Source organism: Pseudomonas gozinkensis (genome assembly GCF_014863585.1).
Lineage (GTDB): Bacteria > Pseudomonadota > Gammaproteobacteria > Pseudomonadales > Pseudomonadaceae > Aquipseudomonas > Aquipseudomonas gozinkensis.
Map to the genome: position 1 here is coordinate 2,401,282 of NZ_CP062253.1, position 21,306 is coordinate 2,422,587.

The window sequence follows — 21,306 nt, forward strand, 5'->3', positions numbered from 1 at the left end:
TTATTTATCCTCCAGCAAGTGGGTGTCGAAGTCGTTGCGCAGGGCATCGATGCCTTCCAGGCGATCGGCCAGATCCGGGCAGCGCAGGGTCAGGCAGGCAATCAATGCCTCGACCTGGGCCAGCGCCGGGACCATGGTGTCGAACGGCGAGGCCGACTCCACCGGAGCGCTGATGATCATGTCGGCCAGTTCGCGCAGCGGCGAGGCATAGATGTCGGTGAACAGCACGACGCGAGCGTTGCTGTTCTTCGCCGCGCTCGCCACGCGCAGGGCCTGGGTCTGGTAGCGGCGATAGTCGAACACCAGCACCACGTCCTGGCGTTGCAGGTCGAACAGGCGATCGGGCAGTTGCGCGTTGTCCTCCAGCGCAAAGCAGCCGGGGCGCAGCAGACGCAAATGATTGAGCAGGTAAGTGGCCATCAGGCTGCTGAAGCGTCCACCGAAGCAGTAGACCTGATGACGGGTGTCGAGCAGCCAGTCGGCCAGAATTCGTACATCTTCCGGCTGGGTCAGGGCCTGGGTTTCGGCCAGCAAGTTGTGGCTGTGGGCCAGATAATGGCTCCAGGCATCGTCCTTGTTCTGGTGCGAGCGCGGCTGCAACAGGGTGCGCGGCGAGCGCAGGCGGTGGTCCATGTCGCTGAGCAGGGCGTCCTGGAATTCGGCATAACCACCAAAACCGAGCTTTTTCACCAGCCGCACGATCGTCGGATCGCTGACGCCGGCATGTTCGGCCAGGCGCGCCATCGGGCCCAGCCCGTTGCGTGGATACTGATCGAGCAAGGCGCGAACGACTTTGCGCTCCGACGGCGTCAGGTCAAGGCCGGGGTCGGTGATCAGGTCTCTTAAAGGGGGCATCCGGGCTCCTGCTGGATGGGGTGTTGAATTCGCTTCACAATCCGTTAAAACAGTATTTATGTAACTGACGCTACATGTCTAGCGAATTTTTCGGCGTTTAAACCAAGCCCCAAAATGGGGCGGGATGCCCGTAACGCAAGGGTTACATGGATGTCGATCAGTCTTGTAGTCCATTGCCCATGGTGGTGTCAGAGATTGCCGCTTTGACACGTTTGAGTTGTCCAATCGACTTGCCCGGAGCCTCACGGTTTACGGCACAATTGCTGCCCCATCCGCGATTTCGCCGATGACCGTCCTGTCTTCCAGCCGAGTGACTGACCGTGCAGACCACCCGTTTGACATTGATCTGCCATGCCAGAACCGTCGCACAAAAATTGGCGTGTTTTCCTACGAACGAAGCTGTTGAAGAGACCCTGCTCGCGTCCTGCTCGGCGGGTTCCCGTTTTGACGCCGCGTCACGCTTGATCTGTGGCCCGGAACTGCGGACCCGCCAGACGGCAGAATGGTTTGGTCGAGAGGCGCGCATCGATGAGGCCCTGCGTGATTGCGACTGGGGACGCTGGCAAGGTCAGTCAATCAAGGACTTGCAACGGTACGAACCCGACGCATTGCTAGCCTGGCTCGAAGACCCGCACGCCGCACCCCATGGCGGTGAGTCGGTAGCGCAGTTGCGTGAAAGGGTGGCCGCGTGGCTGGTTTCGTTGCAGGCCACGCCGGGGCATGTGGTGGCAGTCACCCATCCATTCGTGATTCGTGCTGCCTTGATGCAGGTCGTGCAGGGTGAGGCGTTTCACAGCATAGATGTAGAGCCGCTGGCGGCGGTCGAACTGCGGTTTACCGGGCGCTGGCGGCTACGTTTGTCCGGCATGAGCCTGGAAGGAGCAGAACAATGAAGCGATTGCTGGTAATCGGCATCGGTGCCGGCAACCCGGACTACATCACGATGCAGGCGGTAAAGGCGCTGAATCAGGTGGACGTGTTTTTCCTGATGGACAAGGGCCGGAGCAAGGACAAGCTGATCGACCTGCGGCGGGAAATCTGCGAGCGCTACATCACCGATCGTACGTACTGCTTCGCCGAAGCCCACAGCCCGGAGCGCGAGCGCGGTGATGTGGACTACAGCGCCAGTGTCGATGATCTGAACCGCGCCAAGCAGCAGACCTTCGAACGCCTGATCAATGACGAATTGGCTGACGGGCAGTGCGGCGGTTTTCTGGTGTGGGGCGATCCGGCGCTGTACGACAGCACCATTCGCATCCTGCAGGCGATTCTGGCCTCGGGGCGATGTGCGTTTGAATTCGAAGTCATTCCGGGCATCACCAGCGTTCAGGCCCTGGCGGCGCAGCACAAGGTGCCGTTGAACACCATCGGTCGCTCAATTGAAATCACCACTGGCCGACGCCTGGCGGCGGGGCAGGTAAGTGACACGGACAGTCTGGTGGTGATGCTCGATGCCGAAGATTCCTACCATCGAGTGGCGGATCAGGAGACAGAGATTTACTGGGGCGCCTACCTCGGTACGCCGGACGAAATCCTCATCCATGGCAAGCTCCGTGATGTTGCCGATGAGATCGAACGGGTGCGCAAGGCTGCCCGGGCCGAGCATGGCTGGATCATGGACACTTATCTTCTGCGCAAGCCTTGATTCACATGTTGCCTGGAAGGGCGCCTTCGCGAGCAAGCTCGCTCCCACAGATAGCAACTTGATCCTGTGGGAGCGAGCTTGCTCGCGAAGAAGGCTGTGAGTTCAACTCAAAAAGTAGATCTGACCTCACGACCAAAGCGCTCGCGATACACCGACGGCGGCACCCCGACCACGCTGCGAAACGCCACACGAAAGCTTTCCACCGAGCGATAACCACAGCGCAGGGCGATCTGCTCGGTGTTTTGCGGTGTGCTTTCCAGCAATTCCCGGGCCCGGGCCAGACGCTCGTGTTGCAGCCAGGCCTTGGGTGACTGGCCGCTGGCTTCGGTAAATTTGCGCAGGAAAGTGCGCTCGCTCATCGCCGCTTCGCTGGCCAGATCGCGCACTTCCAGCGGTTCGTGCAGGCGCTCGCGGGCCCACTGCATCACACGCGACAGGTCGCTGCGCGGCGTCGGGCTGACCGGTGTGGGAATGAATTGCGCCTGACCGCCAGTGCGCTGCGGCGACATCACCAGTCGCCGCGCCACGGAGTTGGCGATCTGGGTGCCGAAGTCCCGCGCCACGAGATGCAGGCAGGCGTCGATCCCGGCCGCGCTGCCGGCCGAAGTAATCAATTGGCCGGAATCGACGTAAAGCACATCCGGATCGACGTCGATGGCCGGGAAGCGCTCGGCCAGTTCGGTGGTGTAGCGCCAGTGAGTGGTGGCGCCGTGGCCGTCGAGCAGGCCGCTGGCCGCCAGAACAAATACGCCCGAGCAGATCGACAGCAACCGGGCGCCGCGTGAATGAGCATCACGCAATGCTTCCAGCAAGGCTTCCGGCACCGGCGCACTGCGGTCGCGCCAGCCGGGAATGATGATGGTGCGCGCATCCGCCAACAGCTCAAGACCGCCATCGGCCAGCACCTGAATCCCGCCCATGGCGCGCATCGGGCCTTGATCGACCGCGGCGATGCAGTGCTCGTACCACGGAAAGTCGAATTCCGGCCGGGCCAGGCCGAAGATCTCCACGGCGATGCCGAACTCGAATGTGCAGAGGCCGTCGTAGGCCAGAATCGCGACCAATCCAGGTGAATCAGGCATTTGGCGGAAACTTCCCGGTGAGTGTCTTGTGCGCCACTGTAGCGGCAAGCGGCGGCTCGATAAAGTCTGTTCATCCCTACAGACAAAGGAGTGATTCAACATGCCCAGCCTGGTTCGCGAAATTCCTGCAGCGCCTTCGGCCATTGCCCTGATGCATTTCAGCAACCGTCTGACCTTCGAAACCGATTGTTCCGACGTCTTCAGCAGCCAGCAGGCTGGCGAGGTCGATTTTGTGCTGGTGGACGTGCGCGGGCCGCTGGCCTTCGAGCGTGGTCATGTGCCGGGAGCGATCAATATTCCCGGGCGTTTGCTGACGGCGGAAGGGCTGGCGGACTACTCGAAAAACACCCTGTTCGTGGTTTATTGCGCCGGCCCACACTGCAATGGCGCCAACAAGGCCGCGGTGAAGCTGGCGGCGTTGGGTTATCCGGTCAAGGAGATGATCGGCGGGGTGACCGGGTGGCTGGATGAAGGCTTTCAGTTGAGTGTCGCGACACAACGCGTTGCCACCGCGCCGATCGCTTGCGATTGCTGATAGTCAGAGGGTTGCCGCTTCGGTGGCAGCTTTTGTCGGCTTTGTCCTACAACCCTTGCACTGCTCTGGCGCACACTTCTCCCATGTGATGGCACTCGCCGATTTTCTGTAAGTATTTGTCGCTTAAACACAATTTGCCCCGTGCGCGGCGCCATAGACTGCCGGCCACTTCGGTTTCTTTGCGCTGCACAGCCCAAGGCCGAACCTGACAATCGAAAGCTGCCAATAAAAGCCTCCGCACACGGGAGTAATAAATGAAAAAGCTGGTTATGTTCGGTGCCCTGGCACTGTCGATGTTGTCCCTGACCGCCGTGGCCGAAGACGCCAAACCGATCCGTATCGGTATCGAAGCCGGTTACCCGCCATTCTCGATGAAAACCCCTGACGGCAAACTGGCCGGTTTCGACGTGGACATCGGCGACGCGCTGTGTGAGCAGATGAAAGTCAAATGCACCTGGGTCGAGCAAGAGTTCGACGGCCTGATCCCGGCGCTGAAAGTGAAGAAGATCGACGCGATCCTGTCCTCGATGACCATCACTGACGACCGCAAGAAAAACGTCGATTTCACCATCAAGTACTACCACACCCCGGCGCGCTTCGTGATGAAGGCAGGCTCCGGCGTGAAAGACCCGCTGACCGAGCTCAAAGGCAAGAAAGTCGGCGTGCTGCGCGCCAGTACCCACGACCGCTACGCCACCGAAGTGCTGGTGCCGGCCGGGATCGAACTGGTGCGTTACGGCTCGCAGCAGGAAGCCAACCTCGACATGGTCTCCGGTCGTATCGACGCGATGCTGGCCGACTCGGTCAACCTGAGCGACGGCTTCCTGAAAACCGACGCTGGCAAAGGCTTCGAATTCGTCGGCCCGACCTACGAAGACGCCAAGTACTTCGGCGGCGGCGCCGGTATTGCTGTGCGTAAAGGCGATACCGAGCTGGCGGAGAAATTCAATACCGCCATCAACGAAATCCGCGCCAACGGCAAGTACAAGCAAGTGCAGGACAAGTACTTCGACTTTGACGTGTACGGCCATTAATACGCCGTAGGACAAAGTGGCCCCGTTGACGCGGTGGCCACTTTTTTTTCGCCCGTGATTTATCCTGTCAGCACATTTTCAATGCGGTCGCTGCGTTGGCAGCGACCCCAGAATTTCCGGAGTTCCCCATGCAACGCATCGATCATCTTCTGCCCTGGAGCCATCTGGGCAGCGAACGTTCCCTGAGCGTGTTCCGTTATGGCGCCGGCCCGCGCAAGGTCTACATCCAGGCCAGCCTGCACGCCGACGAACTGCCGGGCATGCGCACCGCGTGGGAGCTGAAAAAACGCCTGACCGAGCTGGAAACCAACGGCCAGTTGCAAGGCGTGATCGAACTGGTGCCGGTGGCCAACCCGATCGGCCTCGATCAGCACCTGCAAGGCAGCCACATGGGGCGCTTCGAGCTGGGCAGCGGCAAGAACTTCAACCGCTCCTTCGTCGAACTCAGTGCGCCGGTGGCCGAGCGCATCGGGAATCAGTTGGGAAGCGATGCGGAAGCCAACATCGCGCTGATCCGCCAGACCATGGGCCAGGTGCTCGATGAGCTGCCGGCCCCGGCTTCGCAACTGGAGGCGCTGCACCGTCTGTTGCTGCGCCACGCCTGCGAGGCCGACATCACCCTCGATCTGCATTGCGATTTTGACGCCGCGATTCATATTTACGCACTGCCGCAACACTGGCCGCAGTGGCAGTCCCTCGCCGCACGCCTGAAGGCCGGCGTGGCGCTGTTGTGTGAAGATTCCGGTGGCAGTTCGTTCGACGAATCCTGCTCTTCGCCGTGGTTGCGACTGGCCCGGGCCTTCCCGAGCGCGGCGATTCCGCCGGCCAACCTCGCCACCACCCTGGAGCTGGGCAGCATGGGCGACACTCGCGTCGATCAGGCTCAGGCCAACTGCGAGGCGATCCTGGGCTTTTTGGCCGAGCAGGGTTTCATTAGCGGCGAATGGCCGAAGGCGCCAGAAGAATGCTGCGAAGGCATGCCGTTCGAAGGCACCGAATACCTGTTCGCCCCGCACCATGGTGTGGTGAGTTTCCTGCGCGATGCGGGTGAGTGGGTCGAGCGCGGTGATGCGCTGTTCGAAGTGGTCGATCCGTTGAGCGACCGCGTGACCACCGTGCGCGCCGGCACCAGTGGCGTGTTGTTTGCCATCGATCGCGGCCGCTACACCCAGCCGGGGATCTGGCAGGCCAAAGTGGCGGGGCGCGAGCCGATTCGAGTCGGGAAACTGATTAACGACTAAAGGATCTTCGCTGAATTTGATGGCCTCATCGCTGGCAAGTCGAAACGTCGAACCGCAGCTCCCACAGTGACGGTGCAGTGTCAGTCGCATGCGATCAATTGTGGGAGCGGGCTTGCCAGCGATGGCGATATCAGTGACACCGCAATAGCTGGACAGACAGTGTTAGGCTCTGCCCCGAACCCTGCACTGTGTGAAGGAAGGCTTATGTTGAAGGTGTTTGCGCTGTTGACGCTGCTGGCGTCCACTGCCGTCCAGGCTCAGACCTCGCTGCAAAACGATCTGCCGCTCAACTACCTGGCCCAGGTGCACCCGGACGCCGAACAGCGTCCGCTGGTGATTTTCCTGCATGGCTATGGCAGCAACGAAGCAGACTTGATCGGTATGAAATTTCAGCTGCCCAAGCAGTACAACTACCTGTCGGTGCAGGCACCGATGGCGTTGGGAGAAGGGCGTTTCCAGTGGTTTCGCAAGAAAGGCGAAGGTGCCTACAACGGCGAGACGGATGATCTGAAGGCCAGCAGCCAGAAACTGCGGGCCTTTATCGCCGCAGCGGCGCAGAAGTATCACGCGCAACCGGAGAAGGTGTACCTGATCGGTTTCAGCCAGGGCGCGATGATGACCTACGAGGTGGGGCTGCGGGAGCCAGCGACGGTGGGTGGCATTGCAGCGTTGAGCGGACGGGTGTTGCCGGTGCTCAAGAGCGAGCTGAAGCCAGAGCAACAGCATCCGCCGCTGGAGATCTTCATCGGCCACGGCACGGCGGATGACCGTGTGCCTTATAGCGGTGGCACCGAAGCCGATGCGTTGTTGCAGAAGCTGTCGTACAAACCGCAATTTCATGCCTATCCCGGCGTCGGCCACAGCATCAGCGCGGCCGAGCTTCGGGATTTGAACGACTGGTTGCAGCGACTCAACCCGTGAAGATCACTTTTCCTTGAGGATGGTTTTCACCAGCGCCTCGTGACCGCTCTTGTCGCTGGCCCGGGAAATCACCTGGACCAGCGCCATGCGCGTGCCGGAACCGGCCAGCAACGTAGTGTTAAGGGTCTGGCCGCCGCCCTGGGTGGCGGTGCTGTCGACTTGACGCAGACCGAGGCCGTTGCCTTTCTGGGTCAGGCTCTTTTCGCTGAGCTTGTTGAAGTCCGGCAGGGCCTTGCGCTGGGCGTCGATGAAATCGGACACGGTGCCGTCGAGGAACGCACTGTCGTTGTCCTTGACGTTGTTGCCTTCGGGAATCTGGTTTTCGGCGGTGATGACCACAGTCTTGGTGGCATCGTTGGTGTACATCATGCCTTTGGCACCGGTCGGGCCGGCCGGCAGCGGGTCGCCGACGAAGCCCTTGGGCAGGACAAAACTGAATTTGCCGTCGAGCATCGAGACTTTCTCGGTGACAGCCTTCTCTTTGGCCTTGGCTGCCTGAGCATTGATGGCGCCGAAACCGGCCACCGCCGCCAACAACAGGACGACGGCTTTCTTGCTAAGCAATGACATTCGAATCTCCGAGGGGTGGTCGCGCTTGGGCGGCGATGATCCCATGGTGGATTGATGGACTCCAGTGCGGATAATCCTGTTGATCAGGAACCGTTCGTCGGGACTGTCATTTCTGTCAGGTCTCAATTCTTGCCCGATCATTCGACAATGAGCGCAATCTCATCGATGGGCGATGAGGCAGGGAGAAAACATCATGGCCGCCGGCAAATTCGTGATCAGTTCCATTGAACAGATGGGCTTTAACGCTTACCTGACTGGGTTAGCACCTACACCTGATTTCGTAGAGGTTGCGATCTACTGTAGAACCCCAATGAATACTTGGGAGTTGCTAAGTACCTACCAAAATTACGAAACGAGAGAGTTCAGGACATTGATCAATTCGCCCACAGTTCCTGGACCAACTTCGGTCGTGATCTGTGACAAGAGGGATGGAGTACCACCGAATCAAAGCAGCTCAAATGAGTTTCCCCATATCTTTCCCGATTTTGGTTGAACGGATAAACCCGGTTCTGTCGGGTTCACAGCGCCAGTTTGGGGTTAGTGTCGTTTCAGTCTCATAATCCAGAGAGTTTGGATTCTCGTTGGGGGCGCTCAATTTTGACCAGTAAATGGCGGGTAATACCTAGCATTGCCAACGAGACTGTGCCACCAACGGCAAAACCACTGAGGCCCATACTGGGCAATGTCAGTGCCAACACCAGACAAAACGCCGAAAACGAATACATTCCCGTGGCCGTCGCCCGCAACAACGCGGCGGTAAACGCCGGGCCACGGGTCTGCTGGGAAAACACCGCCATCACGCTGCCGAGCACCGGGAACACTGCGAGCAAACCGCTCCAGCGTTCGCCGACGGTGCTGGCCAGCATGGTCACCACCAGCGTCAACGCCGCCCCGGCGATCATTCGCCAGACCAGTTTGTCCGATTTCGGCGCCGGGCCGTTGACCACCGGTTGCACCTTGGGAAACAGGTACGGCGCGGCAAGGAGGGCAGTCGCTGCGGCGGTAATCGAGAAGGGCAGCGACGCCGGAGTCAGCGACAGAATCAGCGCCAGCACGGCCCAGACCGATAAAGAAACTATCAATGCCAGCGGCCAGTTCGCCCGCTGCGCCACCTGCGCATAAGTGACGCAAAACGCGATCATCGCAAACATGGCCGACAGCGCCGCGACCGCCGACTGCGCGGCAAACGCCGGGCCTTGTTCGATGGCGAGGAAAAACAGAATCGGCCCCACCACCACCGGCAACCCCGACAGCCATCCGGCGACACTGGGGCCCCATCGCTTGCCCGCGAGGGAAATCAGCAGCAGGAAACCGGGAATCAGCAGCAGTTTGAGGATCAGCACGCATTCGTCTCCGTTGGGTCAAGGAGGGCCACGTTAGCATTGTCGTCAATGGATTGCCGCATGTGTACGCAAAACATGTATACAAGGTGCCGGAGCTGATAGCCGACTATGCTCTGACAATCAGGGTTTACCGGAGTCGATGCCGCGATGAGCAGTACACCGAAGGTGTTGCGTGGATGCTGCGGTATCGGCTTGTGGGCCTTGTTGCTGACACCCACGTGGGCAAGTTGGCAGGATGCGGTACCCGGTGCGCAAATCATCGGCGCCGGCGGTTTCAGCGTGTTCGGTTTCGACGTCTACAACGCCCGGTTGTGGAGTGCGGCGCGACCACTGGCCGATGGCCAACCTTTTGCCCTTGAACTGATTTACCGGCGTTCCATTTCCCGCGATGACCTGGTGAAGGCCAGCGTCGATGAAATCAAGCGCCTGGCCGGCGCATCCATCAGCCCGGTGCAACTGGCCGTATGGCAGACCCAGATGCAGCAATCGTTCGTTGACGTCCAGGCTGGCACACGGATCACCGGGGTGTATCTGCCGGGGCAGGGCGCGCGGTTCTTTGTCGGTCAGCAGTTGCAGCATGAAATCGATGATCCGCAGTTTGCCCGGGCGTTTTTCAACATCTGGCTCGACCCACGCACGCGCAGTCCCGAGTTGCGCCAGCAATTGCTTGGCAACGCCAAACCCTGAACGCAGCACATCTGCGCTTGGGCACGTCGACTGAAACGTCTAAGCTGCGTCTTTCGACTTGTTTCTGGATGTGTGCGTGAAATTCAGTTTGCCCAAAATCGCCACGGCGCCGTTCTGCCCGCCGGAAGTGGCCGGCAGTGTCCCGGTCGATCCCAACGCCTCGTTCTTCAAACGCGTGCTGCGTTTTGCCGGCCCCGGTTTGCTGGTGTCGATCGGCTACATGGATCCGGGCAACTGGGCCACCGCCATCGAAGCAGGTTCGCGCTTCGGTTACAGCCTGTTGTTCGTGGTGTTGCTGGCGAGTCTGGCGGGGATGGTCGTGCAATGCCTGTGCTCGCGACTGGGCATCGCCACCGGGCGCGATCTGGCGCAGTTGTCCCGCGAACGCTACAGCACCCCGACGGCGCGGCTGCAATGGGTGCTGGCGGAAATCTCGATCATCGCCACCGACCTGGCTGAAGTACTCGGCTGTGCCCTGGCGTTTCACCTGTTGCTGGGCTGTTCGCTGACGTTCGGCATCGCCCTCACTGCGTTCGATACGTTGCTGGTGCTGGCCTTGCAAAACCGTGGTTTCCGCCGGCTGGAGGCGATCATGCTGGTGCTGGTGGGCACCATCGGCGCCTGTTTCTTCGTTGAATTGCTGTTGATCAAACCGTACTGGCCTGACGTCGCCCAAGGCTTCAAGCCATCGCTGTCAGCGATCAGCGATGCCGCGCCACTGTATCTGGCCATCGGCATCCTCGGTGCCACGGTGATGCCGCATAACCTTTACCTGCACACGTCGATCGTGCAGACGCGACTGATCGGCAAGGATCTGGCCAGCAAGCAGGACGCGGTGAAACTGGCGCGCATCGACACCATCGGTTCGCTGGCGCTGGCGCTGCTGGTCAACGCGGCGATCCTGATTCTCGCGGCGGCAGCGTTCCATCAAACCGGGCATTCCGATGTGGTGGACATTCAGGACGCCTATCACTTGCTCGACCCACTGGTGGGCGGCGCGCTGGCCAGTGTGCTGTTCGGCGTGGCGTTGCTGGCCTCGGGGCAGAGTTCGACCTTCACCGGCACCATCGCCGGGCAAGTGATCATGGAAGGCTACCTGAACCTGCGGATTCCCTGCTGGCAGCGACGCCTGATCACCCGTGGGCTGGCGCTGATTCCGGCGTTCATCGGCGTGTGGCTGATGGGCGATGGCGCGGTGGGCAAGTTGCTGGTGCTGAGCCAGGTGGTGCTGAGCCTGCAATTGCCGTTTGCGCTGTATCCGCTGATTCGCATGACCAACGACAAAAAGCTGATGGGGCCGTTTGTGAATCGTTTGCCGACCCGAGTTCTGGCGTGGGGATTGTTTGTGGTGATCAGTGGCGCCAATGCCTGGCTGATTCTGCAGTTGGCGGCATGACCGAACCTCTTGCAGTGTTTTGACTGGCCTCTTCGCGAGCAAGCTCGCTCCCACAGGGTTCTCGGGCATACCGAAAATGTGTGATTGCCCACAATTAATGTGGGAGCGGGCTTGCTCGCGAAGGGGGCGGGATCTCCATCCCTTTTGCTGAGGATGGGCGGCCCTCAGCGGCCGAAGGCATCCACCACAAAATCAATGAACACCCGGGTCTTGGCCGGCAGCAAGGTGCGGCTCGGGTAGTACAGAGATATCGCCCCGGCGTCGCACTGCCAGTCGGGCAACAGCCGCACCAGTTCACCGCGTTCAATCTGTGCGCTGACATCGGGCAGCACCAGCATCGTCACGCCCAGACCCAACAACGCAGCGGTGCGCATGGCCATCGGGTCGTTCAGCACAATATTCGGATTGAGCAGGGCGCTGGCCTGTTCGCCGGTGCCGTTGTGCATCTGCCATTGGCGAATGCGCCCGGTGCGCAGGCCGCGCATGACGATGCCCTGGTGGTCGGCGAGGTCTGTGGGATGCCGGGGCAGGGCGCGTCCGGCCAGATAGGCCGGTGAGGCCACTGCCAGTATTTCAGCGGATGCCAGTCGCCGGGAAACCACACCGGGCGTCAGCTCGAACCCGCCGCCAATCGCCACGTCGTAACCCTCGGCGATCAAGTCCACCTGACGATTTTCAAAGTGCCATTCCGGGCGGATCAACGGATAGCGCGCCAGAAACTCCGGCAGCAGCGGCAGCATGTGATCGATGCCGAATGTCGGCGGCAGGCTGATCTTGAGCACACCCGCCGGCTCGCCGCGCTCCGTTGCCACCGTCGCAATCGCTGCCTGCAAGGCGTCGAGATTGCCGCCGATACTCGCCAGAAAACCTTCACCGGCCTCGGTCAGCGACAGCTTGCGGGTCGAGCGCTGAAACAGCCGCACGCCGAGGTTGCGTTCAAGAATCGCCACGTTGCGGCTGACCGCCGCCGGGGTCAGCGCCAGCAACCGCGCAGCAGCAGAGAAGCTGCCGGTCTCGGCGCTGCGGACGAAGGATTCAAGATTGGCGAGGGTTTCCATGGTTTCGACCTGATAGCGATGCTTGAAGATCATTCAAGGCATTACCGGCTAATCAAGTGGGAATGGCAAGCGCAAGATTCGTTTCGAGTCTTACCCCACTTTCTGGAGAACACCATGAGCACTATCGGAATCATCGGCGCTGGCGCCATCGGTTCAGCGTTTGCCAAAGCCTTGTCGCGTCAGGGCATCCCGTTGGTGATCGCCAACAGTCGCGGGCCAGATACCTTGGCTGAGCTGGTCGCAGAACTCGGCCCGACTGCCCGCGCCGTTACCCGTGAAGAAGCGGCGGCGCAGGACATCGTGCTGGTCGCGGTGAACTGGTCGAAACTGCCGACAGCGCTGGCCGGGCTGCCGGATTTCGGCGGACGGATTGTCATCGACGCCAACAACTCGATTGAAGCGCCGTCATTCAAACCGGTGGATTTGCAGGGTCGGCCGTCCAGCGAAGTGTTTGCTGAATGGGTACCGGGGGCGCGGGTGGTCAAGGCGTTCAACCATTTGCTGGCGCGTTTGCTGGAAGCGGATCCGGCGTCGGAGGGTGGCAAGCGTGTGTTGTTCCTGTCCGGGGATGATGCGCAGGCCAAGGCTGAGGTAGGTGTGCTGATCGATCAGCTCGGCTTTTTCGGTATCGATCTGGGCGAATTGAGCGTGGGTGCGCGGCTGGTGCAGTTCCCGGGCGGGCCGTTGCCGGTGCTGAATCTGGTGAAGTTCGCCTGACGACGGGGCAAAAAATACCCGGTGCGACGTGAGTCGTACCGGGTTTGTTGCCAACGGGCAGTGGATGTCGTGGATCCGCCGCCCGCTGTTGAACCTCTTTTGCTCTTAGGCGCGTTCCAGCGCCAGGGCTACGCCTTGGCCGCCGCCGATGCACAGGGTCGCCAGACCCTTTTTCGCATCACGCTTGATCATTTCGTGCAGCAGGGTCACCAGCACACGGCAGCCCGATGCACCGATCGGATGACCAAGGGCAATGGCGCCACCGTTGACGTTGACCTTGTCCAGATCCCATTGCAGATCCTTGGCCACTGCGAGCGATTGTGCGGCGAAGGCTTCGTTGGCTTCGATCAGGTCGAGCTGGCCGATGCTCCAGCCGGCCTTGTCCAGGCAGCGGCGAGTGGCGGAAACCGGGCCGATGCCCATGATCGCCGGGTCGACGCCCGCGTTGGCGTAGGCGGCGACTTTCGCCAGTACCGGCAGGCCCAGGGCCTTGGCTTTTTCCGCGCTCATCAGAATCACGGCAGCTGCGCCGTCGTTCAGCGACGAAGCGTTGCCGGCGGTGACGCTGCCGTCTTTCTTGAAGGCCGGACGCAGTTTGGCCAGGGATTCGGCGGTGGTGTCGCCCCGTGGCTGTTCGTCGACCTTGAACGCCACCGGATCGCCTTTGCGCTGCGGGATCAGGATCGGGGTGATTTCATCGACAAAGCGACCGGCCTCTATGGCAGCGGCGGCTTTCTGTTGCGAGGCGGCAGCGAAGGCGTCTTGCTGCTCGCGGCTGATCTCGTACTTCTCGACCAGGTTCTCGGCGGTGATACCCATGTGGTAATCGTTGAACGCATCCCACAGACCATCGCTGATCATGGTGTCGACGATTTGTGCGTGACCCATGCGCAGACCGGTGCGCGCGCCCGGCATCACATAGTTGGCCAGGCTCATGTTTTCCTGGCCGCCGGCGATGATCACGTCAGCGTCGCCGCAACGGATCGCCTGGGCGCCGAGGTGCAGAGCCTTGAGGCCCGAACCGCAGACCTTGTTCAGGGTCATGGCCGGCACGGCGTGGGGCAGGCCGGCCTTGATCGCCGACTGACGCGCCGGGTTCTGGCCGGCGCCGGCGGTCAGCACCTGGCCCATGATTACTTCATCGACCTGAGCACCGTCCAGACCGGTCTGCTCAAGCAACTGGCGGATGACCGCTGCGCCCAGATCCACGGCGGAGACGGTGGCCAGCGATCCCTGGAAACTGCCGATCGCGGTACGCGTGGCGGCAACAATGACGACGTCTTGCATTTTCGAATTCCTCACTCGGCAGCGAACTGCATTTCCGGTACGTGATCCGGGACGATCAGTTTACCAGCGGTTTTGGCGACGATTTCCTCGACGCTGACGCCAGGTGCGCGTTCCTTGAGGACAAAAGCGCCATTTTCGATTTCCAGGTAGGCAAGGTCAGTCAGGACGCGCTTGATGCAACCGGCGCCGGTCAGCGGCAGGCTGCATTGGCTCAGCAACTTGGACTCACCGTCCTTGGACGCGTGGGTCATGATGACAATGATGTTGTCGGCACCGGCCACCAGGTCCATCGCGCCGCCCATGCCCTTGACCAGTTTGCCGGGGATCATCCACGAGGCGATGTTGCCTTGAACGTCCACTTCGAAGGCGCCCAGCACGGTCAGGTCGACGTGACCGCCACGGATCATCGCGAAGGACTCGGCCGAGGAAAAGATCGAAGCGCCGATGCGCGCGGTCACGGTCTGTTTGCCGGCGTTGATCATGTCGGCGTCGATGGTGTCTTCAGTCGGAAACGGGCCCATGCCGAGCAGGCCGTTTTCCGATTGCAGCATGACTTCCATGCCTTCGGGGATGTAGTTGGCGACCAGGGTCGGGATGCCGATGCCGAGGTTCACGTAGTAGCCGTCCTGCATTTCGCGGGCGACGCGTTGAGCCATTTGTTCGCGGGTAAGTGCCATGTGCTTGTTCTCCGTCAGCCTGGATTATTTGCGGATGGTGCGTTGTTCGATGCGTTTTTCGAACGTGCCGCAAATGACCCGGTCGACGTAGATGCCGGGCGTGTGGATGTGTGCCGGATCCAGTTCGCCGGGTTCGACGATTTCTTCGACTTCAACCACGGTGATCTTGCCGGCAGTGGCGGCCAGCGGGTTGAAGTTCTGGGCGGTGTGGCGGTAGATGACGTTGCCGAAATGGTCGGCTTTCCAGCCCTTGACGATGGCGAAGTCACCGGTGATGGACTCTTCCATCAGGTACTTGCGACCGTGGAATTCACGCACCTCCTTGCCTTCGGCGACCGGCGTGCCGACGCCGGTGGCGGTGAAAAAGGCCGGAATGCCGGCACCGCCTGCGCGCATTTTTTCGGCGAGGGTGCCTTGCGGGGTCAGGACGACTTCGATGTCGCCCTTGAGCAGTTGCTCTTCGAACAGTTTGTTTTCGCCGACATAGGAGGCGACCACCTTGCTGATCTGGCGGTCGGTCAACAGCACGCCGAGGCCGAAGCCATCAACGCCGCAGTTGTTGGAGACGACGGTGAGGTCGCGGGTGCCCTTGCGCTTGATCTCGGCGATCAGGTTCTCCGGAATACCGCACAGGCCGAAGCCGCCGGCGATCACGGTCATGCCGTCTTCAAGACCTGCCATGGCTTCCTCGTAGGAATACACGCGCTTGTCGAAACCTGCCATATGCACCTCTTTTATTGTTTGTCGGGCGGCTGGCTAGCCGAATGACTGGAGTGTCGCGCTGAAGGATATATTTGTTAAGTTGATTTTTAAGGTTGATTGATTGATAAAGCTCAATAATTGGCTTCGTTGATCGTTCCCATGCTCCGCGTGGGAATGCCTCCGGGGACGCTCCGCGTCCAGTGACGCGAAGCATCACGGGCTGCGTTACCACGCAGACGGTTCGACGCCTCGACGTGGGAACGATCAAGACTCTGATACGGAAGCATAGCGTTCATGACCATCAAACAGATCCGCGCCTTTCTCGCCGTTGCCCAGAGCCTGAGCTTTGCCGTGGCCTGCGAGCGTCTGCACCTGTCGCAATCGGCACTGAGCCTGACCATCAAGGCGCTGGAAGAAGGCCTGGGCGGGCGCCTGTTCAGCCGCAACACGCGCAACGTGGCGCTGACTCCCGAGGGCGAATCCCTGCTGCCGCTGGCCCGGCGCCTGATCGCCGATTGGGACAACGCCGAAGACGAAATGCGCCAGCGCTTCAGCCTGCAACGCGGACGCGTGACGCTGGCGGCGATGCCGTCGTTTGCCGGCAACCTGCTGCCGCCGATCCTCAAGACTTTCCGCGCGCGTTATCCGAACGTCAACGTCACGGTCAACGACGTGATCAACGAGCAAGTGCTGGAAATGGTTCGTGATCGTCAGGTTGAACTTGGCGTGGCGTTCGAGCCGCTGCAGAATACATCGCTGACGTTTACACCTCTTTATAAGGATCGCTTTGTTGCCGTGGTGCCGCAGGATTCGCCGCTGGCCGATCGTAGTGACATCGATTGGCAGACCCTGCTGCAGGAACCCTTCATCACCCTGCAGCGACCGTCCACGGTGCGGGTGATGCTGGAGGAACACTTGCAGGCCCGGGCCATGAAACTGCCGGTGGAATTTGAAAGCCATCAACTGGCGACGGTGGGGCGGATGGTGGCGAGCGGGTTGGGCGTCAGCGCCGTGCCGGCCTTGTGTGCCGGTCAGATGCGCGAACTGGGTGCACATTGCCTGACCTTGCACGAGCCGGTGGTGGAGCGGGCGATTGGCGTGCTGACCGATCCGGGGAATGAATTGTCGGCAGCGGCGCAGGCGCTTTTTGACATTCTCAAGGCTGAACACTGACCTCGGGAGGTCAAGAAGTCAGGCGTTGTGTCAGTAGCGGCAGGAGCTGTTCGCACGACCCCTCAATCTTCAAATCCAGCAACTCATCCGCCCGCGTCTTCCCCAGATTGATCGCAATCAGCGGCTTGCCCCGATCCGCTATCACCCGGCACAGGCGAAACGCCGAATAAGCCATCAAGGACGAACCGACCACCAGCATCCCGGCGGCATTTTCCGCCAGCGCCATGGCCCGCGCCGCCGTTGGTTGCGCCACGTTCTCACCGAAAAACACCACGTCCGGCTTCATCCGCTCGCCTGCGCAATGCGGGCAGTGCGGCACCTGAAATCGCGCCTCGAAAGCCGGGTCCAGCAGGGTGTCGCCGTCCGGTGCCTGCAAGGCATCGACGCCGGCCAGATACGGGTTCTGCGTCTCCATCAATTGCTGAATCGAATCCCGCTCGCTGCGCTGACCGCAATCCAGACACAGCACCCGGTGCAGGCTGCCGTGAAGTTCGATGACGTCGTGACTGCCGGCCTGATCGTGCAGGGTGTCGACGTTCTGGGTGATCAGACCGCTGATCCGACCATGACTTTGCAGACTGGCAAGCGCCTCATGGGCGGCGTTCGGCTGCGCCTGGCGCACGCGCGGCCAGCCGAGCATCGCCCGGGCCCAGTAGCGGCGGCGCGATTCCGGGGCGGCGAGGAATTCCTGGTACATCATCGGCTGCCGGCCACGGCGTATGCCGTCGGTGTCGCGGTAGTCCGGAATGCCCGAGGGCGTGCTGATGCCGGCGCCGGTCAGCACAATGAAGTCGCCGTCGGCCATGACCTGTTGCAGATAGTCGAGCGGGTCGGGGATGGGGCGGTCGAGCATGATCAGCGCTCCGCAGGCGGTAAGTGCCTTGCAGGTTAGCACCGACGGACACCTCTTTTCAGAGGCGTCCGCTGCCCGAGGTTATTTGCGTGCCTCCAGAATCAGGTTGAACGGCGTCTGCGTCGCCCGCCGAAAGTGTTTGAACCCCGCTTCGGTAAACACTTTGCGCAAGCGCGACTCGCCCGCCTGCGCACCGAGGCCGAGTCCCACTTCCTGGGACAGCGAATTTGGCGTGCAGATGAACGTTGACGCGGCGTAGAACAAGCGCCCGACCGGCGTGATGTTTTCGTCCAGGGTGTCGTTGGCAAACGGCTCGACCAGCAGCACCGTGCCGTCGTCTTTCAAAGATTCAAACGCATGCTTCGCCGCACCGACCGGATCGCCCATGTCGTGCAGGCAGTCGAAATAGCAGATCAGGTCATAGTCATCGCCGGGGTAGCTTTTCGCCGTGCCCTGGAAGAATCGCGCGCGACTGCTGACTCCGCCTTCTTCGGCTCGCTGGGTGGCGACGGTGATCGAAGGCGCGTGATAGTCAAAGCCGACGAACCGCGAGTTGGGATAGGCCTGGGCCATGATCACCGTGGACGCACCGTGACCGCAGCCGATGTCGGCGACCTTGGCACCTGCTTCGAGTTTGGCCACCACGCCGTCCAGCGCCGGCAGCCACTCGGCGATCAAATGCCCCTTGTAGCCAGGGCGGAAGAACCGCTCGGTGCCGGTGAACATGCACGGATGGTGATCGCCCCAGGGCAGGGCGCCGTTGCCGCGCATGGCTTTGACCAGTTTGTCCTTGTCGTGGAAAAACGACGCCACTACCCCGAGGCCGCCGGCCACGTACACCGGCGAATCCTCCTTGGCCAGGGCCAGCGCCTGTTCTTCCGGCAGGCGGAATTTGCCGTCGTGGTGTTCCATGTAGCCGGACGCCGCGTGGGCACTCAGCCATTCGCGCACCAGTCGCGGGTTGCAGGTGGTTTTTGCAGCGAGGGATTCGGGGCTGATCGGCTGGCTGTCGGCCATTGCCCGATACAGGCCGAGTTCTTCGCCGACAATGACATTGGCCAGCATCGCCGCGCCGCCCATGTCGTTGACCAGTTTGCCCATGAATTCGTTGAGTCTGGCCTCGTCCATTTCATGTGCTCCTTTGACAGGATCACAGTCCGGTGGCGTTGGGGGTCGAGGCATTCACCACCGGGCGGTGGTCGTGGAAACGGGCAGGGCGACACTGCTGTCCTGCGTCCCCCTCGACTGGGTACTGATTGAGTCTAGCCGCTGTTGGCGCCGGTGGGAGCGGGCTGTGTGGATTTCGAGGCTTGTATTGCGATGGTGCGCTCTCCCACTTTAGCGTGGGCTCCCGAATTATCCGCCGACGGTTCCTGTCCTATGCCAAACGATGCGACTCAGGGCGATCTCGCCAAGAGGCCAAGACAAAGCGCCGGCCCATGTCCGCCTGGAGCAAATGATGGGCGAAAAAAAAACCGCCTTGCGGGGCGGTTTTTTAGCAAGCCTCAGATTGCGGCTGAGGCTTAGTGCGTCTCACCGGAAGCACTGGCGTGGAAGGCATGTTATTGAGCTTTTTCTGTCCTTGCAATGCAATTTTTACCCACCATGAGCAGGTGAGTTAGAGATCCTGGGCAGTGTTTTCAGTACCTGATGTCGCAGCTGGTTCTCGTGCGAAGGTAGGGCATTTCGTCTGCATCTGTAGGTGTCATCCGTAAGCTCTGGATATACAGGGTTGTATGTGCAGTTTTTGAGTTGGTTTAAACCGATGAACTCGCCGTTCAGGAAGAAGGCAGCGGTTCTGTATCCCATTGTGTACAGGCTCACCACCGATACAAAACCCACCACTTCCCACGCATTGGCCACACAGCCGCGATACACCCGCCGGTTTAACTGAGCCTGTCAGTCGCCACGCCCGGCGGCTCCTCAGCAGAGACCTTGCCCATGCAGATTCCCCACCCCACCTTGCAGGCCAGCGTCGGGCTCGGCCTGCGTCGCGGCCTGATGAAAGACCTGCAAGCCGCACGTACCGGCGATTTCGACTTTCTTGAAGTCGCCCCCGAAAACTGGATCGGCGTCGGCGGAGCCCATGGCGCCGCGCTGCGCGAACTGGCCGAGCGATATCCGTTGTCCTGCCACGGATTGTCGTTGTCGCTCGGTGGCTCGGCGCCGCTGGACGTCGGTTTTCTCCGGGAAGTGCGGACCTTTCTCGATCATCACAAGGTGCCGCAGTACAGCGAACACCTGAGCTATTGCAGCGACGACGGTCACCTCTATGACCTGCTGCCGTTGCCGTTCACCGAAGAAGCGGTGCTCCATGTCGCCGCACGGATCCGCCAGGCCCAGGACATTCTCGGCCGACGCCTGGCGGTGGAAAACGTTTCCTATTACGCCGCACCCCGGCAGGACATGGATGAAGTGACCTTCACAAACGCCGTGCTACGCGAGGCCGATTGCGACCTGCTGCTGGATGTGAACAACGTCTACGTCAACTCGATCAACCATGGTTTCGATCCGCAGACATTTCTGGCTGCCATCGAGCCGGGCCGGGTGGTCGGCATGCACGTGGCCGGGCACTTCGACGAGTCCGACACGCTGAAAATCGACACCCACGGCGCCTCGGTCAAACCGGTGGTCTGGGCGTTGCTGGCTGACGCTTATGTCCGATTCGGCGCGCAGCCGACGCTGCTGGAGCGGGATTTCAATTTCCCGGCGTTTTCTGAACTGGTGGCCGAACTGCAAACCATCCGCCGCCTGCAAACCGAAGGAGGCTCGCGTGGATAATCTTCTGCTGCAACAACAGGCCCTGACCCGCTATTTGCGCGATCCAGAGCATGAAGCGCCACCCGCCGACATGAACGCGGCGCGGGTCAATGTCTATCGCGACCTGGTGTTCAACAATGTCTCGCAACTGCTGGGCAGCACATTTCCGCTGTTGATCCGGATTATCGGTCAGGAACGCTGGCGCACGTTGATCCGCGGCTTCCTGCGGGACTACCGCGCGCAGACGCCGAAATTCGGCGAGATCGCCGAGGAGTTTGTCGGCTACCTCGCGTCGGAGCCTGCGGTGTTGAGCGCGGGCGGGTGGCCGGAGTTTCTGGTGGAGCTGGCGCATTACGAATGGGTGGAAATGGTGTTACAGCAGTCCGATGCCGACCCATTGCCTGCGAGCGATCCGGCGCAGTTGCTCGAGAAGCCGTTGCAGGTTTCGGCACTGGCCTGGCCGTTGGCGTACACCTGGCCGGTGCAAATGCTCGGGCCGGATCATCAACCGGCCACGCCACCGGCCCAGCCGACGCTTTTACTGGTGCGGCGCACGGCGGACTGGAGTGTGAAGTTTTCCGAGTTGAGCCCGCTGGCATGGCGGTTGTTGCAGCGGATCGAGGAGTTCCCGTTGCTCAATGGTCGTGAGCAACTGCAAGGGTTGGCGTTGGAGGCGGGGTTGCCGGAAACAGTGTCATTCATGGACAGCGGTCTGGCGTTGCTGCAGCAACTGCATGAGGACGGTGTGTTAGGCATTACCTGATTTCGCA

The 21,306-nt window shown here is 61.0% G+C and carries 22 protein-coding genes; 12 read left to right on the top strand and 10 right to left on the bottom strand.

The features are described from left to right. Nucleotides 1-855, bottom strand: coding sequence for a MurR/RpiR family transcriptional regulator (locus IHQ43_RS10740; RefSeq protein ID WP_085607603.1), 855 nt, complete (start codon nucleotides 853-855; stop codon nucleotides 1-3). Between the two features lie 320 nt (nucleotides 856-1,175). Here IHQ43_RS10740 and IHQ43_RS10745 point away from each other — a divergent pair, with 320 nt between their 5' ends. Continuing rightward, nucleotides 1,176-1,748: a histidine phosphatase family protein gene (locus IHQ43_RS10745; protein ID WP_192564311.1), complete on the top strand. Its 573-nt coding sequence runs from the start codon at nucleotides 1,176-1,178 to the stop codon at nucleotides 1,746-1,748. Further along, the gene (gene cobF, locus IHQ43_RS10750; protein WP_192564312.1) at nucleotides 1,745-2,500 is read left to right on the top strand and encodes a precorrin-6A synthase (deacetylating); all 756 of its coding nucleotides are present in this window, start codon (nucleotides 1,745-1,747) and stop codon (nucleotides 2,498-2,500) included. Before IHQ43_RS10745 ends, cobF begins: the two co-directional genes overlap by 4 nt. A gap of 107 nt (nucleotides 2,501-2,607) precedes the next feature. Here the strand turns inward: cobF and ftrA are convergent, their stop codons facing one another. After that, entirely contained in the window at nucleotides 2,608-3,582 is a 975-nt protein-coding gene (gene ftrA, locus IHQ43_RS10755; RefSeq protein ID WP_192564313.1) for a transcriptional regulator FtrA, read from the bottom strand. 100 nt (nucleotides 3,583-3,682) lie between these two features. On the opposite strand from ftrA, the gene IHQ43_RS10760 reads away from it, so the two are divergent. The 4 genes from IHQ43_RS10760 (at nucleotide 3,683) to IHQ43_RS10775 (ending at nucleotide 7,313) form a co-directional block, all read left to right on the top strand. After that, nucleotides 3,683-4,117 (top strand): rhodanese-like domain-containing protein, encoded by a 435-nt coding sequence (locus IHQ43_RS10760; protein ID WP_192564314.1) that lies wholly within the window; start codon nucleotides 3,683-3,685, stop codon nucleotides 4,115-4,117. Between the two features lie 254 nt (nucleotides 4,118-4,371). Next, the gene (locus IHQ43_RS10765; protein ID WP_011333505.1) at nucleotides 4,372-5,151 is read left to right on the top strand and encodes an ABC transporter substrate-binding protein; all 780 of its coding nucleotides are present in this window, start codon (nucleotides 4,372-4,374) and stop codon (nucleotides 5,149-5,151) included. Nucleotides 5,152-5,279: 128 nt separating this feature from the next. Continuing rightward, nucleotides 5,280-6,392, top strand: a complete 1,113-nt coding sequence (locus IHQ43_RS10770) for a succinylglutamate desuccinylase/aspartoacylase family protein (protein WP_192564315.1) — start codon at nucleotides 5,280-5,282, stop codon at nucleotides 6,390-6,392. Between the two features lie 204 nt (nucleotides 6,393-6,596). After that, the gene (locus tag IHQ43_RS10775) at nucleotides 6,597-7,313 is read left to right on the top strand and encodes an alpha/beta hydrolase (protein ID WP_192564316.1); all 717 of its coding nucleotides are present in this window, start codon (nucleotides 6,597-6,599) and stop codon (nucleotides 7,311-7,313) included. A gap of 3 nt (nucleotides 7,314-7,316) precedes the next feature. Here the strand turns inward: IHQ43_RS10775 and IHQ43_RS10780 are convergent, their stop codons facing one another. Both IHQ43_RS10780 and IHQ43_RS10785 read right to left on the bottom strand, forming a co-directional pair. Continuing rightward, the gene (locus IHQ43_RS10780; protein WP_192564317.1) at nucleotides 7,317-7,883 is read right to left on the bottom strand and encodes a DcrB/PsbP domain-containing protein; all 567 of its coding nucleotides are present in this window, start codon (nucleotides 7,881-7,883) and stop codon (nucleotides 7,317-7,319) included. 554 nt (nucleotides 7,884-8,437) lie between these two features. Then, nucleotides 8,438-9,226 carry a hypothetical protein gene (locus IHQ43_RS10785; protein WP_192564318.1) on the bottom strand — a complete coding sequence of 263 codons (789 nt, stop codon included), beginning with the start codon at nucleotides 9,224-9,226 and terminating at the stop codon, nucleotides 8,438-8,440. A 147-nt stretch (nucleotides 9,227-9,373) separates the two neighbouring features. Between IHQ43_RS10785 and IHQ43_RS10790 the strand changes: the two genes are divergently transcribed. Both IHQ43_RS10790 and IHQ43_RS10795 read left to right on the top strand, forming a co-directional pair. Beyond that, nucleotides 9,374-9,913 (top strand): chalcone isomerase family protein, encoded by a 540-nt coding sequence (locus tag IHQ43_RS10790; protein WP_192564319.1) that lies wholly within the window; start codon nucleotides 9,374-9,376, stop codon nucleotides 9,911-9,913. Between the two features lie 76 nt (nucleotides 9,914-9,989). Further along, the gene (locus IHQ43_RS10795) at nucleotides 9,990-11,309 is read left to right on the top strand and encodes an Nramp family divalent metal transporter (protein WP_192564320.1); all 1,320 of its coding nucleotides are present in this window, start codon (nucleotides 9,990-9,992) and stop codon (nucleotides 11,307-11,309) included. Nucleotides 11,310-11,473: 164 nt separating this feature from the next. On the opposite strand, the gene IHQ43_RS10800 is transcribed toward IHQ43_RS10795, so the two are convergent. After that, nucleotides 11,474-12,367, bottom strand: a complete 894-nt coding sequence (locus IHQ43_RS10800) for a LysR family transcriptional regulator (RefSeq protein ID WP_192564974.1) — start codon at nucleotides 12,365-12,367, stop codon at nucleotides 11,474-11,476. Nucleotides 12,368-12,481: 114 nt separating this feature from the next. On the opposite strand from IHQ43_RS10800, the gene IHQ43_RS10805 reads away from it, so the two are divergent. Then, nucleotides 12,482-13,084 carry an NADPH-dependent F420 reductase gene (locus IHQ43_RS10805; RefSeq protein ID WP_192564321.1) on the top strand — a complete coding sequence of 201 codons (603 nt, stop codon included), beginning with the start codon at nucleotides 12,482-12,484 and terminating at the stop codon, nucleotides 13,082-13,084. 105 nt (nucleotides 13,085-13,189) lie between these two features. On the opposite strand, the gene IHQ43_RS10810 is transcribed toward IHQ43_RS10805, so the two are convergent. From IHQ43_RS10810 to IHQ43_RS10820, 3 genes are read right to left on the bottom strand one after another with little or no spacing between them, the layout of a single operon-like run. Continuing rightward, on the bottom strand, nucleotides 13,190-14,371 hold the full coding sequence (locus IHQ43_RS10810; protein WP_192564322.1) for an acetyl-CoA C-acetyltransferase: 1,182 nt from the start codon (nucleotides 14,369-14,371) through the stop codon (nucleotides 13,190-13,192). A gap of 11 nt (nucleotides 14,372-14,382) precedes the next feature. Further along, nucleotides 14,383-15,048, bottom strand: coding sequence for a CoA transferase subunit B (locus IHQ43_RS10815; protein WP_007956272.1), 666 nt, complete (start codon nucleotides 15,046-15,048; stop codon nucleotides 14,383-14,385). Between the two features lie 24 nt (nucleotides 15,049-15,072). After that, a complete protein-coding gene (locus tag IHQ43_RS10820) occupies nucleotides 15,073-15,771 on the bottom strand; it encodes a CoA transferase subunit A (protein ID WP_007956274.1) in 699 nt (232 codons plus the stop codon). 273 nt (nucleotides 15,772-16,044) lie between these two features. Between IHQ43_RS10820 and IHQ43_RS10825 the strand changes: the two genes are divergently transcribed. Then, a complete protein-coding gene (locus tag IHQ43_RS10825; RefSeq protein WP_192564323.1) occupies nucleotides 16,045-16,923 on the top strand; it encodes a LysR family transcriptional regulator in 879 nt (292 codons plus the stop codon). A gap of 10 nt (nucleotides 16,924-16,933) precedes the next feature. On the opposite strand, the gene IHQ43_RS10830 is transcribed toward IHQ43_RS10825, so the two are convergent. Next, nucleotides 16,934-17,776 carry an NAD-dependent protein deacetylase gene (locus tag IHQ43_RS10830; protein WP_192564324.1) on the bottom strand — a complete coding sequence of 281 codons (843 nt, stop codon included), beginning with the start codon at nucleotides 17,774-17,776 and terminating at the stop codon, nucleotides 16,934-16,936. A gap of 81 nt (nucleotides 17,777-17,857) precedes the next feature. Continuing rightward, nucleotides 17,858-18,904, bottom strand: coding sequence for a class I SAM-dependent methyltransferase (locus IHQ43_RS10835; protein WP_192564325.1), 1,047 nt, complete (start codon nucleotides 18,902-18,904; stop codon nucleotides 17,858-17,860). An 813-nt stretch (nucleotides 18,905-19,717) separates the two neighbouring features. Here IHQ43_RS10835 and IHQ43_RS10840 point away from each other — a divergent pair. Beyond that, on the top strand, nucleotides 19,718-20,557 hold the full coding sequence (locus IHQ43_RS10840; RefSeq protein WP_192564326.1) for an HvfB family MNIO-type RiPP peptide maturase: 840 nt from the start codon (nucleotides 19,718-19,720) through the stop codon (nucleotides 20,555-20,557). After that, nucleotides 20,550-21,299 (top strand): HvfC family RiPP maturation protein, encoded by a 750-nt coding sequence (locus IHQ43_RS10845; protein ID WP_192564327.1) that lies wholly within the window; start codon nucleotides 20,550-20,552, stop codon nucleotides 21,297-21,299. Before IHQ43_RS10840 ends, IHQ43_RS10845 begins: the two co-directional genes overlap by 8 nt. Nucleotides 21,300-21,306 lie beyond the last annotated feature (7 nt).

What these genes read in the sequence shown, in the direction of transcription:
- IHQ43_RS10740 (WP_085607603.1), bottom strand. Translation starts at nt 855, where the DNA reads ATGCCCCCTTTAAGAGACCTGATCACCGACCCCGGCCTTGACCTGACG.
- cobF (WP_192564312.1), top strand. Translation starts at nt 1,745, where the DNA reads ATGAAGCGATTGCTGGTAATCGGCATCGGTGCCGGCAACCCGGACTAC.
- ftrA (WP_192564313.1), bottom strand. Translation starts at nt 3,582, where the DNA reads ATGCCTGATTCACCTGGATTGGTCGCGATTCTGGCCTACGACGGCCTC.
- IHQ43_RS10760 (WP_192564314.1), top strand. Translation starts at nt 3,683, where the DNA reads ATGCCCAGCCTGGTTCGCGAAATTCCTGCAGCGCCTTCGGCCATTGCC.
- IHQ43_RS10765 (WP_011333505.1), top strand. Translation starts at nt 4,372, where the DNA reads ATGAAAAAGCTGGTTATGTTCGGTGCCCTGGCACTGTCGATGTTGTCC.
- IHQ43_RS10770 (WP_192564315.1), top strand. Translation starts at nt 5,280, where the DNA reads ATGCAACGCATCGATCATCTTCTGCCCTGGAGCCATCTGGGCAGCGAA.
- IHQ43_RS10775 (WP_192564316.1), top strand. Translation starts at nt 6,597, where the DNA reads ATGTTGAAGGTGTTTGCGCTGTTGACGCTGCTGGCGTCCACTGCCGTC.
- IHQ43_RS10780 (WP_192564317.1), bottom strand. Translation starts at nt 7,883, where the DNA reads ATGTCATTGCTTAGCAAGAAAGCCGTCGTCCTGTTGTTGGCGGCGGTG.
- IHQ43_RS10790 (WP_192564319.1), top strand. Translation starts at nt 9,374, where the DNA reads ATGAGCAGTACACCGAAGGTGTTGCGTGGATGCTGCGGTATCGGCTTG.
- IHQ43_RS10800 (WP_192564974.1), bottom strand. Translation starts at nt 12,367, where the DNA reads ATGGAAACCCTCGCCAATCTTGAATCCTTCGTCCGCAGCGCCGAGACC.
- IHQ43_RS10805 (WP_192564321.1), top strand. Translation starts at nt 12,482, where the DNA reads ATGAGCACTATCGGAATCATCGGCGCTGGCGCCATCGGTTCAGCGTTT.
- IHQ43_RS10810 (WP_192564322.1), bottom strand. Translation starts at nt 14,371, where the DNA reads ATGCAAGACGTCGTCATTGTTGCCGCCACGCGTACCGCGATCGGCAGT.
- IHQ43_RS10815 (WP_007956272.1), bottom strand. Translation starts at nt 15,048, where the DNA reads ATGGCACTTACCCGCGAACAAATGGCTCAACGCGTCGCCCGCGAAATG.
- IHQ43_RS10820 (WP_007956274.1), bottom strand. Translation starts at nt 15,771, where the DNA reads ATGGCAGGTTTCGACAAGCGCGTGTATTCCTACGAGGAAGCCATGGCA.
- IHQ43_RS10825 (WP_192564323.1), top strand. Translation starts at nt 16,045, where the DNA reads ATGACCATCAAACAGATCCGCGCCTTTCTCGCCGTTGCCCAGAGCCTG.
- IHQ43_RS10830 (WP_192564324.1), bottom strand. Translation starts at nt 17,776, where the DNA reads ATGCTCGACCGCCCCATCCCCGACCCGCTCGACTATCTGCAACAGGTC.
- IHQ43_RS10835 (WP_192564325.1), bottom strand. Translation starts at nt 18,904, where the DNA reads ATGGACGAGGCCAGACTCAACGAATTCATGGGCAAACTGGTCAACGAC.
- IHQ43_RS10840 (WP_192564326.1), top strand. Translation starts at nt 19,718, where the DNA reads ATGCAGATTCCCCACCCCACCTTGCAGGCCAGCGTCGGGCTCGGCCTG.